This window comes from Nitrosomonas communis, assembly GCF_900114745.1.
Taxonomy (GTDB): domain Bacteria; phylum Pseudomonadota; class Gammaproteobacteria; order Burkholderiales; family Nitrosomonadaceae; genus Nitrosomonas; species Nitrosomonas communis_A.
Window position 1 is genome coordinate 103322 of sequence record NZ_FOUB01000003.1, and the last position, 20261, is coordinate 123582.

Below are 20261 nucleotides of genomic sequence, written 5' to 3' on the forward strand. Positions count from 1 at the left end.
TACAGGTGTATGCGTGACTTTTGATTGGACAACCTTCATCCTCGAAATCATCAATTTTCTGGCACTTGTCTGGATCTTAAAGCATTTTTTGTATCAACCTATATTGGACATTATTGCTAGACGTCGCGCTGGTATCGAAAAGACGCTGACTGATGCGCAACAGATCAAAGCTGAGGCAGATAAGCTTAAGCAACAACATGAAAAATTTCTGGCTGAATGGGAACAGGAAAAAGAAAGGGCTCAGGCACGCCTGATGGCTGAGCTGGCGGCAATGCGTGAAAATAAACTGGCTGAACTGAATGACAAAATCAATGAAGAAGCAGAACGGCGTAAGGTGCTGGATGAGCGCGCCAAACGTGAATTTGAACGCAGAATGGAAGAACAAGGCATTGCGCAAGGCATCGCATTTACTACTAAATTATTCTTTCGCCTTGCCTCACCTGAATTGGAAGCAGCTCTTTATGCATTGCTACTGGAAGATTTACATGGTCTGAGCAAAGAAAATAAGCGCGTTATTACAGAAGCCACGGTAGTACCAGAGTTGCAGATAAAAATTCAAAGTGCATTTCCACTGGATGAGAACAAACAAAATGAACTAGCCCGTTATCTGTCAGATGTCGCTGGCAGAATGCTGCCAATCGAATTTCAGGTAAATTCTGATCTGATCGCAGGATTTCAGATAGCAATAGGTTCGTGGATCTTGCATGCTAATTTACGCGATGAATTAAAATTTTTTAGTGGATCTTTGCAGCATGCTACCGCGGGAAGCTAGCAGTGCCAATTCTTTGAGTAATTCTCTTTTTGACAGACAGGCCGACTGGCTAGCACGCTACCAGTATGGTCTTCGTTTGTCAGAGCAAGGCAATGTGGTATCTATCGGTGATGGCATTGCCTGGATCAGTGGATTGCCTTCTGCGCGGATGGAGGATGTGGTTCATCTGGAAGATGGCAGCCGTGCCTTAGTGTTTCATCTTGCCCGCGATCGGGTGGGCGCCATCCTGCTACGACAGACCAGCCAATTGACCGCGGGCACCGCTGTTTTTCTGACAGGGAAACGTTTGAGTATAGGGGTGGGGCGTGCCCTGCTGGGTCGAGTGATCGATCCATTGGGTATTCCGCTTGATGATGCCGGCCCGATTCAATTCGATACCTATCGCTTGCTGGATGTGCGCTCTCCCCCCATTATTGCACGTGATTTTGTGGCGCAGCCGCTGTATACCGGCAACAAAATTATCGATACCATGATTCCGGTCGGCAAAGGGCAACGACAATTGATCATCGGGGATAATGGTACTGGTAAAAGTTCACTCGCTATAGATGCGGTTATTAATCAGCGTGACAAGAATGTTTATTGTGTTTATGTTTTAATTGGCCAGAAACGTTCCACCGTCGTGAATACTATCGAGATTCTGCGGCGCAACCAAGCATTGAGTAATACTGTGTTGGTGGTTGCAGAGGCAAATGCCATGCCTGGCTTAAAATATCTGGCACCCTTTGCCGGTTGCGCTGTGGCAGAGGCCTGGATGGCAGAAGGTTATGATACGCTCGTGGTCTATGACGACTTAAGCACGCATGCAAGAAGTTATCGCGAACTTTCCTTGCTACTGCGCAGACCGCCTGGCCGCGAGGCTTATCCGGGCGATATTTTCTTTTTACATTCTCGCCTGCTGGAGCGTTCTACCCGTTTGTCATCCAAACAGGGGGGCGGCAGTATGACCGCATTGCCGATTATAGAGACAGAACAGGGTGAAATTGCGTCATATATTCCCACCAATCTTATTTCCATTACGGATGGACAGATTTATCTTGATCAACAGTTATTTGCGCGTGGTTTCCTGCCGGCTATCGATGTCACGCGCTCAGTGTCGCGTATTGGGGGAAATGCGCAGCATCCCAATATCAAAAAGGAAGCCGGGCGAATGAAGCTGGATTATTTGCAGTTTCTTGAGCTCGAAGTATTTACCCGTTTTGGTTCACGGCTCGAACCCACTATGGAGGCACGCATACGGCGTGGTCAGATATTACGAGAGATACTCAAGCAAGAGCTGCTTACTCCGTTAACCATTGAATACCAGATGGCCTGGCTGGTTGCCTATAACGAAGGAATGTTTGATCATCTTGAATTGGATCAGATAAAACCGTGCTTGCAATATCTGCAAGAACAAATAGCCCGTACCAGGTTGAGTATTGAGGAAGGACACGAGCAGTGGAGAATCCTGGTTCGTACCTGGTTGAATGAAATGGGTATGGCATGAGTAAACGACGTGAGGTAAAAGAGCGGCTAGCGACGCTGGATGAAATCAACAGCATCATGAAAACGATGAAAAACCTCGCTCTGCTTGAAATCCGTAAACTGGAAATGTTCCTCGACACGCAACGCCGTGTTACTGCCAGCATTGAAATGACGGCACGGGATTTTCTGTATTTTTATCCTCAGATCCCAGCTCAACCGGGCCATCAGCAACTATTAATTATCATCGGTTCAGAGCGCGGTTTTTGCGGTGATTATAATGAATCGTTAGTTGCATTCTTAAACAGCCAGCAACTGCAAAGAGAAACTTTGCTGGTAGTCGTGGGGCGCAAGCTTGAGAGCAAATTACTCGAGAACTTTCATATTGCTGCTTTTATTGAAAGTCACAGTGTGGCAGAAGAGGTGCCGATTACATTGCAGCGGCTAATTGAGGTGCTGAACAGGATGCAGCAAGCCGCGCCAACAAAAATAGGGCAGATCAGCGTACTTTATTATGATGATGAAAGCGAGAAAATCAGGCTACGTCAATTGTTACCTCTGTCATTACCTGAACCAGAATTGACTTATTCTCACCCTCCTCTGTTGCATCTGGAGCCGACACAATTTCTGACCAAATTGACTGATCAGTATCTTTATGTGCTATTACATGAAGTATTTTATTCATCGTTTATGAGGGAAAATCATAAACGACTGGCCCACATGGATAGTGCTATCCAACATCTGGAGAAGGATACTGCAAAATTGCGGATGAGGGCTAACAGATTGCGTCAGGAGGAGATTATCAATGAAATTGAAATTATTTTGCTGAGTACAGAGGTATTATCGGCTAATGACAAGTCATTCCATTCCTAAATCAAACCTGACTTTGTCGGCTTCTCCTTGCTGTATTATTTATATACTGTCTGCGGCTCGCCTTCGCGCCATGTTTGATTTAGAAAGGGAATTACAATCGAAATCCATCTTGTAAGAGTCTTGCCGCTATGTCTCTTTTCTTGAAAAATTTCGTACTTCAAGGCAATTGAAGTGATCCCAATAGCCACTGCGGGAAAATGCCAAGCCCGATAACCAAGGCAATAGAAATGATGATGACAATCAATGTGCCCTGTGTTGGCGGCATGGTGTTTAAGCTTGTTTCCTGCTCACTATAAAACTCCATCATTACTCGTAAGTAATAAAAAAAAGCGAGCGCTGTGTTGAGCACTGCCGCAATCGCCAACATCATATTGCCAGCCTCGACAGCTGCACCAAAGGCAAGTAGCTTGGCCATAAAGCCAGCTGTCGGCGGAAGGCCGGCTAGGGCTAGCAGGTAAATTCCCATGGCAAGTCCCAGCATCGGATAACGACGTCCCAGCCCGCGATAATCTGCCAAATTTTCACGATCCTGCTCACGGCGCGTTAACGCAACGATGACAGCAAAGGCGCCTAAGTTCATGATGGCTAGGGTAACAGCATAATAGATAGCGGCATCGCGGCCTTGTGCAGTACCCGCTGCCAGTGCTACCAGGATATAACCGAGATGGGCGATAGATGAATAGGCGAGTAATCTTTTCAGATTCTGTTGATTTAGCGCTAACAGGTTACCTACTATCATACTGATTAACGCAAGTCCCCACAATAATGGAAGCAGCGCTTCCCATAGAGAAGGCAATTGTAGGCACAATAGCCGGATCAGAAACACTATAGTCGCCGCTTTACTGAAACTCGCGAACAGAGCTGTTATCGGTGAAGGGGCGGCCTGGTAGATGTCAGGCGCCCACATATGAAACGGCACCAAAGCTACTTTAAATCCTATCCCAACCAAGATCAAAGTAATGGCCACTGGCAGTAAGGATTCATCGCTAGCTACTGTGTTCAACTCAGTCAGATCCAAAGTGCCGCTGCTGGCATAGACCAGGGCAACGCCATACAGAAAAAATGCAGTAGCAAAACCAGCAAGTACAGCATATTTTATGCCGCCCTCGATCGCACCGTACCTTGTTGGTTGCCACGCGATAAGGGCGTAAAGCGTTACAGCCAGGATTTCCAGGCCGAGAAAGGCACTGATAAGATTGTTTGAGCTTACGAGCAGGGCCATTCCTAATGTGGCAAAGAGAATCAGGCTCAAGTATTCCTCTTGGAGCTCATTGCGGATGGGGACATGGCCGAAAGATAGCATGACGATGGCTGCGGCACCCAACATAAAAAATAGAGTAAACACGCGACTTAAATCGTCGATTACTAACATGCTACCTACTGCACCAGGTACTTGCCACAGTAAGGTAGCGGCAGCACCCAGCAGCAGAAAAACCAGCGTGGCAGACGATAATAATCGGATCGAAACACGCTTTGGCCAGATACCCAGCATCAATATGACTAGGCCGCCAGTTGTTGGCAATAGGTAAGGGATGAGATTGATCAGCTCAGCGAAGGGCATCAATCGATCCAGTAGGCGCGGAGCTTTTCGATTCAATAATAGCGGTCACGGGGATTTGCAAGCTGTCAAGGAAAGGCGCAGGGTAAAGACCCAGCCACAATACTACTAATGCCAAAAGTCCCAGTGGCACAGCTTCGCGGCGGTTGAGGTCGGTCCATGCTCGTTTAATGGTGATCTCTCCCAGCACAGCGCGCTGGTACATCCACAGCAGGTAAACGACCCCAGCAATAATACCCAGGGCTCCCGCTACGGCAAGCCCGGCTGAGACCTGGAACACGCCGGCAAGAACCAGGAATTCACCGATGAAATTGGCCAGCCCAGGCATACCCATCGCAGAGAGTGTAAAGAGTAACAACAGGGAAGCCAGACGGGGGATTGGCGATAATAGTCCCCCCAGCTGCGCTAGTAAGCGGGTGCCGCAACGTTCTTCCAACATACCGACCATGGCAAACATCGCGCCTGTTGACACCCCGTGCGCCAGCATCAAGATTACAGCACCGTTCAAACCTTCCTGATTCCAGGCATAGATGCCAAACACCACAAAACCCAGGTGGCTAATAGAAGAATAGGCAATGAGTCGTTTCATATCCTCCTGGACCAAGGCCAACAAGGCACCATAGAGGATACCGATCACCCCCAGAGTCATACCAATGGGCGCAAAGTCTGTGGAGGCTTCAGGAAACAGCGGCAGGCAGAAGCGCAACAAGCCATAAGCGCCGGTCTTCAATAATAGACCTGCGAGGAAGATGCTGCCCGCTGTGGGCGCTTCGGTGTGAGCGTCAGGTAGCCAGCTGTGTATTGGAAACAGCGGAATCTTAACAGCGAAAGCCACAAAAAAGCCAAGCATTAGCCACATCTCGCTGTTGTCTGGCAGATTGACCTGTAACAATTCGAAGTAATCGAACGTGTAAATACCGGTTTGCTCGCCATGAGTAAAGTACAACCCCAGAATGGCTATCAACATCAGCAGTGAACCGGTAACTGTGAAAAGGAAAAATTTGTAGGCGGCATAGAGCCTACGTTCGTGACCCCACACTCCCACCAGAAAATACATCGGCACTAACATCAGTTCCCAGAATACATAGAACAGCACCAGGTCGAGCGCCAGGAAGACCCCCATAATTCCTGCCTGGGTAGCGAGGAGGAGGGCGGCAAAAGCGGGCCAATTGCGTTGTATTGCATTCCATGAGACCAGCACGACCACAGGGCCTAGTAGCGCGGTCAGCAGTACCAGCAGCAGGCTGATACCATCCATACCCAATAAAAATTGAATCCCCATGGCGGGGACCCAGGGAGCACGCACGATGTAAAAATAACCCTGTTCGTTGGGGATTGCGTTCCACCACAAACCAAGTGCGATCAACAGCTCTGTGCTGGTAATCGCTAGCGCGGCCCAACGTGCAAAGGCTGTTTTATTGCGCCCTATTACGCCGATCCACAGTCCGCCCAACACGGGCAGAAATATCAGCACGCTCAACCAGTCCATAACACTCTCCTCACCATAACCAATATCCCAGGAAGAACACGGCCCCTGTACTTATCACCAGGGCATAGCGGCTCAGAAAACCGTTTTGAGTAATGCTCAGAAGCGTATAGCCGAAGCGCAGCGCCGCCACTAAGCGAGTGATGCCGGCTTCTAACGCGTTGTACTCCACGCCTTTGCGGCAGAAGGTGGCAAAGGCCAAGAAGCCACGCGTTATTCTGGTTAGTGCCCCCTCAATCAGAAGAGTTTCCACAGCACCTGATACTCCCTTGGCAAGAGCGCGGTAGGGGCGTACCACGATATAGATGATGCCCTCCTTACTTTCAGCAGCGTGCAGTATCCTGGCCAGGGCATGGTAGGGACGTACCAGCGTGGCATGGTAGAAAGCGTCAAAACCCCAGCCGTTGCGCAAAAAAATTGCCAAGGGAAGTGATTGATACGCTTGCTCGCGCTGGATCAACCACAAGGCCAAGCTAAAACCCGCTAGTGGCAATAACGCAGTGATGAGTTGGAGATTGTAAGTAATGGTTAGCGGAGGGAAGGTCGCTACACCAAGCTCATTTTCCAGCCATAGACTCCAAAGGTGCGGTCCGGGCCAGCCTTCCGGTAACTCAATGAAGCCGCTAACGATGCTGAGCAACGCCAAAATGAGTAACGGCAACGACATGAAATAGGGAAGGGATATCGTCGAGGTTCTCTGCCCTGAACCTTGGAAGACGAGTAAATAGACGCGAAAGATGTAGATTGCAGTCAGCAGGCCGCCGAAGGCAGCGAAGGCCCATAATAGCGGGCCAGCCGGTGTCGACCAGGTGGTGACAAGAATGGCGTCTTTACTATAAAATCCGGCGGTGACGAAAGGCACGCCAGCCAATGAAGCTGCACCAATCAGGAATGTCCAGCGCGCTATGGATGGATGGTTACCTATCCTGCCTAAACTATTTATATCGTGTTCATCCCCGCTGGCTTGGATTACCGCACCTGCAGACAGAAATAGTAAAGCCTTAAAAAAGGCATGAGTGGTCAGATGAAACAGTGCTAATGCATAGGCTCCACAGCCTAGTGCCAGAAACATGTAACCTATTTGGCTGATGGTGGAGTAGGCTAACACTTTTTTGAAATCTGTTTGTGCTAACGCAGCGCTAGCGCCATAGACAATAGTTAGCGCACCGATGGCTGCCACGAGCCATTGTGTCTGAGGTGCCAACTCAAACAAGGGATGAGTGCGCGCGATCAAATAAACGCCTGCCGTGACCATGGTGGCGGCGTGCATCAATGCAGAAACCGGACTGGGGCCAGCCATGGCATCAGGCAGCCAAACTTGTAGTGGTAATTGTGCTGACTTACCTAGAGCGCCGCCCAGGATTAACAGCGTCGCCAGAGTGGCCAATGTTGATCCCTTTTCCCACTGGGCGGTAGCATTTGTAAGCAGCGCGGAGAGAGATAATTCATGAAACTGGCTGAATAGGAGAAAGATGCCGAGTGCCAGTGCCGTATCGCCAATGCGAGTGACAATAAAGGCCTTGCGTCCAGCATCGCTTGGCAGTGACTCTCGATACCAGAAACCAATCAGGGCATAGGAGCATAGCCCAACCAGCTCCCAACCCAGATAAAGAAGCAACAGATTATCAGCTAGCACCAGCAACAGCATACCGGCTAAAAACAGGTTGAGAAAAAAATAATAACGACGCTGATCGGTTTCTTCAGCCATAAAGGGTACCGAGTAAAAATGGACCAATAAGCCCACACCGCTAACTACGCTCACCATGACCAAAGCAAGGCGATCAAGCGTGAAACCAAACATCGGCTGCCATTCGCCCACTACAACCCAGGTATAAAGAGTTTGCTGCAATGGTTGGCTGGCGGCTCCGGTTAGCCAGGCTAACAGCACTACCAGAAAAGCAATGGCTGCAGCGCAACAAGCAACTATGGCGAGGTGTTCCCGTCGCAGCAGGTTCCCCAGGAAGAGGATGATGAGCGATCCAAGCAAAGGCGCGCAGGGAATCAGCCATAGCCACTGCCACTGACTCACGATGAACTCCTTTCAGTTTCATCTTTCAGGTGGGTGAGCGTTTCCACCCGCACTGCCTTGTAGTGATCATAGGCTAGCCATACTAGAATCAGTGCCACCACAACTTCTGCAGCTGTTACCGTCATCAGCATGATAACCAGTACCTGACCATCGGCATTGCCCCAGTATTGGCCCGCTGCTATCGCCGTTAGGGCAACGCCATTGAGCATCACCTCTAATCCTATCAATATGAACAGCAGCTCCCGCCGTAATAACACCACGGCAAGACCCAGTACGAATAATAGAGCGGCGATAGCCAGGCTGTGACTGAGCGGGATCATCGTTTTCCCTTTCGACTGAGATAGAGGGCCGCTACCAATGCCGCCAGCAATAAAATCGCAGCAGCTTCAACCACCACCAAGTATGGGCCAAATAGCGCATTCCCCACCGCCGTGGGTCCGATCACCATGATGTTGTCTGCCATATCTAATGACGATCTGCTAAGTAACAGCAAGAGTACCAACCACAGAAGCAGGGCCAATAATGCCATCCCGCCCCAGTTGGCAGGGAGTAACAGTGGCAGATTCCGTTCGGTACGTAAATTCATCACCATCATCATGAACAAAAACAATACCAGGATCGCACCAGCGTATAACATAACCTGGAATGCTGCCAGCAGGGGGGCGCCGAGCAAGAAGAACAACAATGCTAAAGCCAGTAGTGACACGATCAGGTACAGGGCGGCATGGACCGGATGACGCACGACCAGGATCGCGCCTGCGGCAATCACTGCAATAACGGAAGAAAGATAAAAAATGAACTCATACATGAGCTGACCCTGTTGGACTGGTTGTGCTGTTCATCATGGTTGTTTTCCTTATCTTTGTGTGCTGCCCATCGATGCTTCCTTATTCCATTTCTAAATCAAAACTGATTTTGTCAGCTTCACCTTGCTATATTATGGATACTCTCTGCGGCTCGCCTTCGCGTCATTTTTGATTTGAAAATGGAATTACATTAGCCAGTTATGCTCCATTTACTAGGGCAGGTTGGTATCATGATCTACCGGTGGTGTATCGCCGATACCTTCGCCGATGGCCTTGCCGGAGATCGCAACGCCGGCATGGCGGTAAAAATTGTAACCAGGGTGCTTGCCCTGACCTTCAATCAGCAGTTGCTCTTTTTCGTACACCAGCTCATCATGGCTTCGCTCGCACATCTCGAAATCTGGCGTAAGCTGTATCGCCAGTGTTGGGCAGGCTTCCTCACAAAAGCCACAAAAGATGCAGCGGCTGAAATCGATGCGGAATGTTTCCGGATAACGCCGGCCGTCGTCTCGCTGCGTAGCTTGCAAGTGGATGCAGTCCACTGGGCATACCGCCGAGCATAAATAACAGGCCACACAACGTTCTTCGCCATCAGGATCGCGGGTAAGCACGATGCGTCCACGCCAGCGTCCGGGCAAAGGGCGCTTAATCTCCGGGTATGACACAGTCTCACGCTTTGCCCAGGCATGACGCAAGGTCGTCCACAGCGAATGCCATAGCCTGACAAGTAGAGTTGGAGTCTGTTTATTCATTTGTTTATCTATCTACCTTAGTTAACCTTTCATCCAGAACAACCCTAGCACAGCCGTAATCAGCAGATTAAACAACGCGGCAGGCAGCATCAACTTCCAGCCGAGATCCATCAATTGATCATAGCGCAGCCGGGGTAGGCTGGTGCGCAACCAAAAGAATAGCAATATCAGTGCCAGTGTCTTAAGGGCAAACCACACTACCCCAGGTAGCCAGGGTCCATGCCAGCCACCCAGAAACAGTACCGTCACGAGTGCTGCGATGAGCAGTACCCCCAAGTATTCACCTAGATAGAAGAAAGCGAATTTGATCCCGCCATATTCGGTGTTGTAACCCGCAGCGAGCTCGTTTTCCGCCTCAGGAAGATCAAAGGGCAGGCGGTTGGTTTCAGCGATGCCGCTTACCAGAAAAATGATGAAACCCAGCGGCTGGAGCACGATAAAAGGCAGCTCCTGGGCAGCAACAATCTCTCTCAGACTGAAAGAACCGCTTAACATCACTACCCCCACCAACGCGAGTCCCATCGGTAATTCGTAACTGATCATCTGCGCGGCCGAGCGTAGACCACCGAGCAGCGAATATTTGCTGTTAGAAGCCCAGCCGCCCAGCATAATGCCGTAAACCCGCAACGAAGAGAGAGCCAGTACGTAAAGCAATGCGATGTTGAGATCGGCTAGCCATCCATCCTCACTGACTGGCACCACGGCAAAGCTAAGCAACGCGGTCATTGGGACGATGATCGGCGCAACGGTATAGACCATGCGATCAGCAAAGGGAGGTACGAAGGCTTCCTTGCTTACCAGCTTCAGGATATCGGCTACAGGCTGCAACAAACCGAAAGGACCAGCGCGATTGGGACCAAGGCGATCCTGCAGCAGCGCAAGAATGCGCCGCTCACCATAACTCATGATGGCTCCGATAAGCAACAACCCCAGCAGCACCAATCCTATACTTGCCAGGGTAAGTAGCCACTGAGTCAAGCTCATGATATATGCTCCAGCTCAAGTAGATCACCGTGGCCAACCCCTAATTGAGTCAGCGTCACTCTGGAAAGGGCAATCGTACCGGCGGCCACATCGTTATTAAGCTGCACTGGCAGTACTACGGTACCGGCCGGGCCGCGCAATCTGACCTGCTTCTTATCCTCGATTCCTTCCTTAAAGGCTGCTGTCGGATGAATAAGTGCGGCGGCGGCTGGAGCAAGCTCCATCAAAGCCGGGGCATAGCTAGCAAGCGGATCATCTCCATACCAGCTCGCCAGTGCAACTTGCCAATGGCCAGGATGGGCTGAGGAAGCTGGACCGATGGTGGTACCGGTCTGCATGGTTAGAGGGGGGGCGGATAGAGCCGATCCCAGTGTGCCAGGAAGGGGCGCCTGGTAGCCAGGGAAGAGATTACTCAGCACTGCTGCCGCATCTGGTAAAGCGAGCTCGAGGCAATGAGCCAGGTCAGCGAGGACCTCTACTGTGTTGGGCAGGGGTTCTGTCCGCTGAAAGACAGGAGCAAAGCCTTGGGCACGGCCTTCATAATTGACAAAAGTGCCACCCCGCTCGGCCCATGCTGCTACTGGCAGCAAGATATCCGCTGCCTCGGCAGTGGCGGTAGCGACGCAATCCAATACGATAAGCGTGCTGAGGTGTCGGCGTGCCGCACGCCAGCGAGTACCGAGGCGTGCATCACCAAGGGGATCATTGCCTATCACGATCAAAGTCTGGATCTGACCCGATTCGATTGCCTCTAACATTGCAGTCGTGCTAGTTGTCGGGGTAAGTAATATCGTTCCATAAGTGTTGGCTCCAGGCAAAGCATAGGCGAGTTTGGCACGAGATCCCAAGGCAGTAGCCAGTTGTACCATAGCGGCAATCTCTGGTACAGCCATAGTCTCGCTCACACCTATTAATACCGGTCGTTGGGCCGCTGTCAGGTAGACTGCAATATCAGCTAGCTCCTTCTCATGCTTATTGGAGGGAGCAGGAGCAGTAGGGGCAGTAGGGGCAGCAGTCGCCTGCTCATGCAAACGCAAAAGATGTGCGCTTATCTCTTGAGGCGGAACTGTCAAGGTCGTGGCTGCGAAACGAGCCAGCAGAGAGGGTCCGCTGTGCAGAATGGCCAGTTTGGCACCAGCCCGATAAGCCTGCCGCAAGGCTAAGTCCATCATGGGCGCATGCGCGGTCAGGTCGCCGACCACCAGCGCTGCGTCAGCTTGTTCTATTTCGGCCAGGGATGGCGCCCCACCGCTGCTTTGGAGAGCTGCGACGGCAGCAACAGTTGCTGTCTCGATCTGGGGGTCGCTAAAGGTAGCGAACCTCCCACTTAGCTTATTCAGTAAGGTCTGTAACATAGCATTGCTTTCCAGATCTTCTCGTGTTGAGCCAAGGCCGCTCGTTTTATCCCTGGCAGCTTTGATCTGTTCTGCAGCGGCAGCAAGCGCTTCACGATAGCTCACTTTTTCGTCTCTTACGCGGGGGGTCAGCGGCCGGTCAATATGTTCGCTGTATTGATGACCGTAACGGCCGCGATCACAAATGAACCAGCGGTTGAGCTCGGGGTGAAAGCGATTGCGCATCCGGCGTAGTGTGCCGTCCCGTGCTCCAGGCAGGGTGTTGCAGCCGACACTGCAGTGGGGGCAAATGGAAGGGGCCGTTTCCAGATCCCAGACCCGCGCAAAATGCTGCCGGAACACGGCATCGGTGAAGACGCCGGTAGGGCAGATCTCAACCAGGTTACCGGCAAACGGGCTTGTCAGCGGACCATCCTGGAAACGACCGAAATAGACCTCGTTGCGTAGACGCATTGAGCCAAGGTCATCGCCTAGCGCATAATCCTGGTAAAAGCGAGTGCAGCGATAACAGGTAATGCATCGGTTCATTTCATGGTGAACCAATGGGCCTAGATACTGGTTGGTGAAGGTGCGCTTGCGGCCGCGATAGCGGCGATAAGGAGGGCCGCAGGCAACCGTCATTTCCTGCAAGTGACACTCTCCTCCTTCGTCGCAGACCGGACAATCGTGCGGGTGATTGATCATCAAAAATTCGATTACCCTCTGCCGTACCTGTCGTGCCGCAGCTGCAGAAACTGAAACGTTGAGCCCATCTCTAGCAAATTCGAGACAAGACATGACTACCCGGGGACTTTGGGTCGGATCCACCGACGCAACCTCGACAGCGCACAGCCGGCAGGCACCAAGACTGCCGAGGGCAGCATGGTAACAGAAATAGGGGATCTCTATATTCGCTGCTAACGCGGCCTTGAGAATGTTGTCGTTTTCCTGGAAAGGGATATCATGACCGTCGATACGCATCGTTCCCATGATTAGGCTCCGCTCTTGTTGACTGCGTCAAACGGGCAGCAGCCTGTGTCGATATGACTTTCGTAATGGTCGTGAAAGCATTGCAGGCTGCTGATAAGAGGTATCATCGCACCAGGGGCGAAGGCACAAAAGGATTGAAGGGCGATGATACCGCTTAGTTCTTCTAGCAAGACTAAGTCTTCTGCCCGCCCCTCTCCGCTAGCAATAGTTGCTAGGATTTGCGCTAAGTAAGGGATGCCATCACGGCAGGGAGTACAGAAACCACAGGATTCACGGGCGAAGAAGCGCATCAGGTTCAGCGTTACCTGAACTGGGCAGGTGGTATCATCTAGAACGATGATACTGGCGGTCCCGAGCCGCGATCCTGCCTTGGCGACGGGGTCGAAATCCATTGGCACATCAAGGTGTTCAGGCAACAAGAAGGCTGTCGAAGCTCCGCCAGGTATGAAGCCGAGCAGGGTACGTCCCTCGGCTAGGCCGCCGGCATGTTCAAAGATCAATTCTCGTGCTGGCGTACCACAGGGTAGTTCGAATAGGCCGGGCTGGTGCACCATGCCGCTGACACAGAATAGCTTGGGTCCACAACCGCTGTTGATTCCCAGCGCACGAAACCAGTCCGCACCATTAAGCAGAATATGCGGTACATTGACCAGGGTCTCAACGTTATTGGTGGTGGTAGGATGCTGCCATAAACCTTTGACGCTGGGTCGTGGCATCTTGTGACGCGGATTGGGACGCAGACCTTCGATGGCATTCAGCATAGCTGTTTCTTCGCCGCAGATGTAGCGTCCACCACTGATGTGCACCTCCATCTGCAGATCGAAACCACTGCCGCAGATATTAGATCCCACCAGTCCAGCCATCTCAGCCTCTTTGATGGCTCGGTGTAAACCATGCCCCCCCTTGCCGTACTCTCCCCGGACAAAAATTACCGCCTTTTCAGCTTGCAGCGCATAGGCGGAGACGATGACCGCCTCGATGATCTGATGGGGACCGCCATAGAGCAGGTAGCGATCTTTAAAGGTACCCGGCTCTGATTCGTCTATATTACAAACGAGATAACGGGGCCGCGGTGCATCTGCATCCCGTAGGCGCCACTTCAGGCCACAGGAAAAACCCGCACCGCCGCGCCCACGCAGATTGGCGGCTTCTACTATTTCAATGATTTCCTCAGGCTTACGAGCAAAGGCGGCATCCAAACTTCGGTAGCCACCTACAGATCGGTAGGCTTCCAAGTCTAGGGGAGCGTTGGCTTCAATGTGTCGGGTCAGTACCGCTTCCATACGCTTAATCCACCTCTTGCAGTCGGCGCAGCAAAACTTGCAGAGCGGCTTCATTCAATGGTCCTACTGCTTCACCATCTAAAAGTGCCGCGGGTGCCTGATCGCATAAGCCCAGGCAAATGCTGGGCAAGATACTGAAGGCCCCATCTGGAGAAATCTTGCCTAATGATACGCCACTGTATTGTTCGGCTGCTTGCAGTAATCGATCCGCTCCCTGTAGACTGCAACATAGACTGTCGCACACCCGTAGAACATGCCGGCCTGCTGGATGACGATAGATCAAGCTATAGAAAGTAGCGAGCTCCTCAACTTCGGTAGTTGACAGACCGGTAACCTGTGCGACTTCTTCAACCCCCCTGTCATCAAGGTGACCACGTTCAGCCTGTAAGGATTGCATCAGAGGGACTACCGCTGCACGGCGTTCTGGGTGAGTGAGAGGAAGTTGGGCCAGATGCTTTTGCAGCGTTTGTCGGTCGAGCTTGTCATTCATTTTTTTCTCCTTACCTATCGACGTCTGCCAGGACGTAGTCGATGGAACCCAGGATGGGAATCAGATCTCCCACAAGGTGGCCGTGAGCTAATAACTTCAGAGCCTGGATATGCGGAAAAGATGGCGTGCGTATCCGTAAACGGTAGGGGTGTTCCGAACCGTCGCTGACGACAAAGTAGCCGTTCATCCCCTTGGGTGCCTCGGTCACAAAGAGGCTTTCCCCGGCTGGGAAGCTCATGCCTCGGCCCACCGCGATGAAATGGTGAATTAGCGTTTCGATGTCTTGCAATGTCGCCTCCTTGCGTGGGAAGGCATAACGCGCTTCTGCAGACAGAACCGGGCCAGGTGGCATGTTTTGCATAGCTTGTTCGACGATGCGTAGACTTTGACGAATTTCTTCCAGACGCACTTCAGTTCTGGCTAGGGCATCTCCTTCGGTAGCGGTGGGGATCTCAAACTCGTAGTGTTGGTAACCGCTGTAAGGACGTTTTTTGCGTAGATCCCATGCCGGACCACAGGCTCGTAAATTGGGTCCGCTTACCCCCCAATCGATAGCTTCTGCTGCGGACAATACTCCGATACCACGGGTGCGGGCGCGAAATACCGGGTTATCCGCCAATAAGGCCTGGTAATCATCAATAGCTGCAGGCATGCGTTTTAAGAAACCTTGCAGTGCTTCGTACCAGCCCTCGGGCAGGTCGAGGGCCACGCCACCGATGCGGAAGAAATTCGGATGCATGCGCCCGCCGGTGATGAGTTCCATCACATCGAACAGATATTCACGCTCTCGAAAGGCGTAAAAAGGCGGCGCCAATGCTCCTGTATCATGCGCATAGCTGGCTATCCAGACCAGATGACTGGCAACGCGGAAAAGTTCGCAAAGCATTACCCGAATGACCTCTGCACGTGGTGGTACGGTAATTCCAGCGAGTTGTTCCACTGCAAGCACATAAGGCAACTCGTTTTGAATGCCAGCGAGATAATCGATGCGGTCGGTGTAAGGGATATAGCTGTGATAAGTTTGGCGTTCGGCCATTTTTTCCGCGCCGCGATGATGAAAACCAATATCTGGATTCACATCGCGTATCTCCTCGCCCAGCAGCCGCACGACTAAACGCAAAAGACCGTGCGTACCGGGATGGGTAGGGCCGATATTGAGGAGCATTTCTTCATCGCTCATACCGGGTTCGCGGTAATCCTCGGCACGGTAACTTTCCATGATAGCGCGATAGCGTGCTTCGGGCAGTTGGTAGGGTGGCATCTCGGTGGCACGATTGGGATGCGTCTTGCGCAAAGGATGCCCTTCCCAGTATTCGGGCATCAGGATACGCTTCAGATTAGGATGACCGTCTATGTGGATACCGAACATGTCATAAAGCTCGCGTTCATACCAATTGGCGGCTGGCCATGCGGTGCAGACGCTGGGTAATACCGGAGCTTCCTCAGGTAGGCTTACTTTGAGACGCAGATCAGTATTACCGGAGAGCGAGAGCAAATGATAGAACACAGTCAACCCGCCGCCTCGTTTAGCCTCGTCGATGGCAGACAGGTCAAAGAGCATTTCAAAGTGGGGCTCTGCCTTATGTTTGAGAAAGATAATTGCTTCGATGAGCCGATCAGCAGGAACTGACAGGGTATCGATTTTGTCGCGAGGTAATTCAACAGGAACAGCGTTAAAGAGCGTCTGCAGTTGTGTAAGCAACGTTCTGTCCTTATCTGCCATTTATTATTCCTCCACCCTGCGAGCAAGTGGCCGATGCTTGGTACCAATTGACTCTTGCAATATTACCAGCCCCTGCAACAATGCTTCGGGACGTGGTGGGCAGCCGGGAACATAGACATCCACCGGCAGGATCTGGTCTATACCTTGCACAACGCTATAGATATCGTACATCCCCCCTGAATTGGCACAGGAGCCCATGGAAATCACCCACTTAGGTTCGAGCATCTGGTGGTAGAGACGCAGAATCATCGGCGCCATCTTGATGAATACCGTTCCCGAGATGATCAACAGATCCGCCTGACGCGGTGAACCACGCATAATTTCGGCACCAAAGCGAGCGATATCATGGCGTGGCGTAAACGCCGTCATCATCTCGACGAAGCAGCAAGAGAGGCCAAAATTAAATGGCCAGAGCGAATACTTGCGCCCCCAAGACACTGCTTCTTCCAGTCTGCTGAAAACAGCTGTTAGAGGTCCTTGGTTGATCTGTCTGGACTCCATGACAACCCCCCTTTGCACCATTCATAAACCAAACCAAGCATCAGAATCAATATAAAAACAATGGCGCCAATAACACCTGGCAAACTTAATTCCCAATAGGCGACTGCCCAGACAAACAGAAACATCGCTTCAATATCAAATATCAAAAAGGAGACAGCGATCACATAGAAGCGCACTGGAACCTGAGGGCGTGCATCGCCGGTAGGAGGGATACCGCATTCAAAGGGTTGTTCCTTATCCCACTGTGGCCGATAACCACCAAGCCAGCGTGAGAGACTCAGCAAACAAAATAATGCGACCAATACGAGTAGGGCAAATAGACCAATAACGGCAGCAGATTCCGAGTCTTGCATTTGGTCCCTCCTTCAACTTAAGGCCAGTTATTATGATTGAGTCGTTCTGTCCTTTATCCTTTCAAAATTGAAACTCATTAGCAAAGCGCTATTTAGGGAAATAGCTGGCGCGGAAAAAAATCCAACTCAGTTTGATCTTGTTACAAGCTAATGCTAAGGGATAACACATAGCCAGGCAATAATGCAATAGCATACATAATCCTGGAAGCCGCCTTTAGGGTAATTTATCTTTGATGCAGGAGACTCTCAATCTCACCACCTGCCTGAGGATTAGTCACAGAAAAAGCCGGCAGATGAAAAGGAATGCAGCAAGATTGTGTTTATGTATCATAAATTGCGCCAGGAGATCATCGATGAAAATGAAATTATTCTGCTCAATGCAGAAGTATTACCTGATAATGATAAATGACACATGAAATCTGTTTTAAGGGGTACTAACACTATGTCCATGCTCTCAATCAATCCCATTACCGGGCAAACGATACAATTTTTTCCTATTTGGCAGGCCGATACTATTGACACTGTCTTGCGTGAGGTGGAATCAGCACAAGTAGGCTGGGCCTTGCTGAGTGTTGAGCAGCGAGCTGTTTATATGCGTCAGCTGGCAGGAGTTTTTCGTCAGCGCCGTGATGATTACGCCCATCTGATTACCGATGAGATGGGCAAATTACTGAAGGAAGCCAGAGCCGAGATCGATAAATGTGCTTGGGGATGTGACTATTTCGCTGAGCATGCCAGTACTTATCTGGCAGATGAAATTATTGTGTCTGATGCCAGCCGCAGTCTTGTCGTTTATCAGCCCTTGGGGACCTTATTGTGCATTATGCCGTGGAATTTCCCTTTCTGGCAATTGATACGGGCGGCTGCTCCTGCAATGATGGCGGGTAATACCGTAGTACTGAAACATGCTTCCAATGTGCCGCGTTGTGCGCTTGCATTGGAAGAAGCCTTTCGTGAAGCAGGATTTCCTGCGAATACTTTCCGCACATTGATGATCACGGCAAACCAGGCTGAAACGGTCATTGCCGATAAACGCATTGCTGCGGTAACCTTGACCGGCAGCAATGCTGCCGGACGCAAAGTTGCTACCATTGCGGGTCAACATTTGAAAAAATGTGTCCTGGAACTGGGTGGATCAGATCCTTTCATCGTACTCGATGATGCCGATCTTGAATTTACGGCAGCACAAGCGGTGACTGCCCGTTTCCAAAACATGGGGCAAAGTTGTATTGCTGCCAAGCGCTTTATTCTCGTGGATGCCATTGCCGATACATTCGTACAACGCTTTAAAATGTTAACAAGTGAATTACGCAGCGGTGATCCCAAGCTGGAAACGACTACTCTTGCGCCAATGGCGCGTGCCGATTTGCGGGACATTCTGCATGCGCAAGTTGAGCGTAGTCTTGCCATGGGCGCTACCCTCGTGACTGGCGGCAAATTGGTTGGTACCGAAGGTGCTTATTACGCACCAACTATTCTGGATCAGGTACGTCCTGGTATACCCGCCTTTGATGAAGAATTGTTTGGCCCGGTAGCGGTCATGGTACGGGTTAAAAACGCTGAGGAAGCGATACGCCTGGCTAATCAATCGCCATTTGGTCTGGGTGGAAGTGTCTGGACACGTGATGTGACACGAGGTGAGGCTATCGCTCGCCAAATCCAGGCTGGCAGCGTTTTCGTCAATGGTGTCGTTAAAAGTGACCCGCGTTTACCATTCGGCGGTATAAAAGAGTCGGGGTTTGGGCGGGAATTATCCTATCATGGCATTCGTGAGTTCGTGAATATTAAAACGGTGTGGGTTGGATAGTGACATATAATAGACAAGTACAATCTCGGCTGCTGTAATCTGTAGCAAAAAAGTAATTCCATTTCTAAATCAAAAATGACTTTGTCGGCTTCACCTTGCCGTATTATTTATACTGTCTGCGGCTCGCATTCGCGTCATTTTTGATTTGGAAATGGAATTACACGCTTGGCCGCGCTTTCAGCCAGGCAGAGAACTCGCTGCCCAGCTCTGGATGAGCAGATGCAATATCGACACTGGCCTGTAGCAATCCCAGCCTGCTGCCACAGTCATAACGTTTGCCATGGTAGCAATAAGCCAGTACTTGCTCTGAACCAAGCAGGGCTGCAATGCCATCAGTAAGTTGAATCTCACCCCCAGTGCCGCAAGGTTGTGCGCGAATGTGCTCGAATATTGCTGCGGTCAGGATGTAGCGCCCAGCGACTGCCAGGTTGCTGGGGGCAATACTAGGGTGAGGTTTTTCTATCAAGCCGGTGATCTTGATAAGATCTGGCGTCAGTGTCTCTCCTTCAATGATACCGTAACGGTTGGTCTGATCCTGCGGTACTTCCTGCACCGCTAGGATGCTGCACCGATGTTGACTGAAAAGGTCGGTCATTTGCTGCATGATAGGTGGGTCGCCTACCATCAAGTCGTCGGCCAACAACACCGCAAAGGGTGCGCCGTGAACCAGGTGTTCGGCACACAACACGGCATGGCCCAGACCGAGTGCCCTGGGCTGGCGGATGTATACACACTCCATGTCATCAGGCTTAATGGCATTAACAATCGCGAGTAAATCGTCTTTGCCATGGGCAGCCAGTTCAGCTTCCAGCTCATAAGCCGTGTCGAAATGGTCTTCAATTGCGCGTTTATGGCGGCCTGTCACAAAGATCATTTCACGTATGCCCGCAGCATAGGCCTCCTCAACTGCGTATTGAATAAGCGGTTTATCGACGACTACCAGCATTTCTTTCGGTGAAGCCTTGGTGGCTGGCAAAAAACGTGTTCCTAAACCAGCGACTGGGAAAATCGCCTTGGTGACAGCTTGCTGATTATAGTTATGCATGATGCAAACCCCAGAAA

The 20261-nt window shown here is 51.1% G+C and carries 18 protein-coding genes; 4 read left to right on the forward strand and 14 right to left on the reverse strand.

Going from position 1 to position 20261, the window contains the following annotated elements; genetic code table 11:
- Nucleotides 1-13 precede the first annotated feature (13 nt).
- The 3 genes from BM122_RS02260 to BM122_RS02270 are packed head-to-tail and all read left to right on the forward strand — an operon-like array spanning nt 14 to nt 3103.
- A complete protein-coding gene (locus tag BM122_RS02260; protein ID WP_074903273.1) occupies nt 14-772 on the forward strand; it encodes a F0F1 ATP synthase subunit delta in 759 nt (252 codons plus the stop codon).
- A gap of 13 nt (nt 773-785) precedes the next feature.
- On the forward strand, nt 786-2255 hold the full coding sequence (locus BM122_RS02265; protein ID WP_256211843.1) for a F0F1 ATP synthase subunit alpha: 1470 nt from the start codon (nt 786-788) through the stop codon (nt 2253-2255).
- Nucleotides 2252-3103, forward strand: coding sequence for a F0F1 ATP synthase subunit gamma (locus BM122_RS02270; RefSeq protein WP_074903277.1), 852 nt, complete (start codon nt 2252-2254; stop codon nt 3101-3103). The genes BM122_RS02265 and BM122_RS02270 overlap by 4 nt, the downstream gene beginning before the upstream one ends.
- 157 nt (nt 3104-3260) lie before the next feature.
- Here the strand turns inward: BM122_RS02270 and BM122_RS02275 are convergent, their stop codons facing one another.
- The 13 genes from BM122_RS02275 to BM122_RS02330 all read right to left on the reverse strand — a co-directional run bounded on the left by BM122_RS02275 (nt 3261) and on the right by BM122_RS02330 (nt 17392).
- Nucleotides 3261-4664, reverse strand: coding sequence for an NADH-quinone oxidoreductase subunit N (locus BM122_RS02275; RefSeq protein WP_074903279.1), 1404 nt, complete (start codon nt 4662-4664; stop codon nt 3261-3263).
- Entirely contained in the window at nt 4651-6150 is a 1500-nt protein-coding gene (locus BM122_RS02280; RefSeq protein ID WP_074903281.1) for a complex I subunit 4 family protein, read from the reverse strand. The genes BM122_RS02275 and BM122_RS02280 overlap by 14 nt, the downstream gene beginning before the upstream one ends.
- A 10-nt stretch (nt 6151-6160) precedes the next feature.
- The gene (gene nuoL / locus BM122_RS02285) at nt 6161-8176 is read right to left on the reverse strand and encodes an NADH-quinone oxidoreductase subunit L (RefSeq protein WP_074903283.1); all 2016 of its coding nucleotides are present in this window, start codon (nt 8174-8176) and stop codon (nt 6161-6163) included.
- Nucleotides 8173-8496, reverse strand: coding sequence for an NADH-quinone oxidoreductase subunit NuoK (gene nuoK / locus BM122_RS02290; protein ID WP_046851156.1), 324 nt, complete (start codon nt 8494-8496; stop codon nt 8173-8175). The genes nuoL and nuoK overlap by 4 nt, the downstream gene beginning before the upstream one ends.
- The gene (locus BM122_RS02295; RefSeq protein WP_074903284.1) at nt 8493-8984 is read right to left on the reverse strand and encodes an NADH-quinone oxidoreductase subunit J family protein; all 492 of its coding nucleotides are present in this window, start codon (nt 8982-8984) and stop codon (nt 8493-8495) included. The genes nuoK and BM122_RS02295 overlap by 4 nt, the downstream gene beginning before the upstream one ends.
- A gap of 210 nt (nt 8985-9194) precedes the next feature.
- A complete protein-coding gene (gene nuoI, locus BM122_RS02300; RefSeq protein ID WP_074903286.1) occupies nt 9195-9734 on the reverse strand; it encodes an NADH-quinone oxidoreductase subunit NuoI in 540 nt (179 codons plus the stop codon).
- A gap of 21 nt (nt 9735-9755) precedes the next feature.
- Complete coding sequence (nuoH, locus tag BM122_RS02305; RefSeq protein ID WP_074903288.1) at nt 9756-10718, reverse strand: NADH-quinone oxidoreductase subunit NuoH; 963 nt, start codon at nt 10716-10718, stop codon at nt 9756-9758.
- Nucleotides 10715-13042 carry an NADH-quinone oxidoreductase subunit NuoG gene (gene nuoG / locus BM122_RS02310; RefSeq protein WP_074903290.1) on the reverse strand — a complete coding sequence of 776 codons (2328 nt, stop codon included), beginning with the start codon at nt 13040-13042 and terminating at the stop codon, nt 10715-10717. The genes nuoH and nuoG overlap by 4 nt, the downstream gene beginning before the upstream one ends.
- Nucleotides 13043-13044: 2 nt before the next feature.
- On the reverse strand, nt 13045-14325 hold the full coding sequence (locus BM122_RS02315) for a complex I 51 kDa subunit family protein (RefSeq protein WP_074903292.1): 1281 nt from the start codon (nt 14323-14325) through the stop codon (nt 13045-13047).
- A gap of 4 nt (nt 14326-14329) precedes the next feature.
- Entirely contained in the window at nt 14330-14815 is a 486-nt protein-coding gene (gene nuoE, locus BM122_RS02320) for an NADH-quinone oxidoreductase subunit NuoE (protein ID WP_074903294.1), read from the reverse strand.
- A 10-nt stretch (nt 14816-14825) separates the two neighbouring features.
- Nucleotides 14826-16538 (reverse strand): NADH dehydrogenase (quinone) subunit D, encoded by a 1713-nt coding sequence (gene nuoD, locus BM122_RS02325; RefSeq protein ID WP_083398289.1) that lies wholly within the window; start codon nt 16536-16538, stop codon nt 14826-14828.
- Nucleotides 16539-16541: 3 nt separating this feature from the next.
- Nucleotides 16542-17039 carry an NADH-quinone oxidoreductase subunit B gene (locus BM122_RS21430; protein WP_083398290.1) on the reverse strand — a complete coding sequence of 166 codons (498 nt, stop codon included), beginning with the start codon at nt 17037-17039 and terminating at the stop codon, nt 16542-16544.
- On the reverse strand, nt 17006-17392 hold the full coding sequence (locus BM122_RS02330; protein WP_074903296.1) for an NADH-quinone oxidoreductase subunit A: 387 nt from the start codon (nt 17390-17392) through the stop codon (nt 17006-17008). Before BM122_RS02330 ends, BM122_RS21430 begins: the two co-directional genes overlap by 34 nt.
- Nucleotides 17393-17834: 442 nt before the next feature.
- On the opposite strand from BM122_RS02330, the gene BM122_RS02335 reads away from it, so the two are divergent.
- On the forward strand, nt 17835-19199 hold the full coding sequence (locus BM122_RS02335; protein WP_074903297.1) for an NAD-dependent succinate-semialdehyde dehydrogenase: 1365 nt from the start codon (nt 17835-17837) through the stop codon (nt 19197-19199).
- A gap of 157 nt (nt 19200-19356) precedes the next feature.
- On the opposite strand, the gene galU is transcribed toward BM122_RS02335, so the two are convergent.
- On the reverse strand, nt 19357-20244 hold the full coding sequence (galU, locus tag BM122_RS02340; protein ID WP_074903299.1) for a UTP--glucose-1-phosphate uridylyltransferase GalU: 888 nt from the start codon (nt 20242-20244) through the stop codon (nt 19357-19359).
- Between the last annotated feature and the right edge of the window lie 17 nt (nt 20245-20261).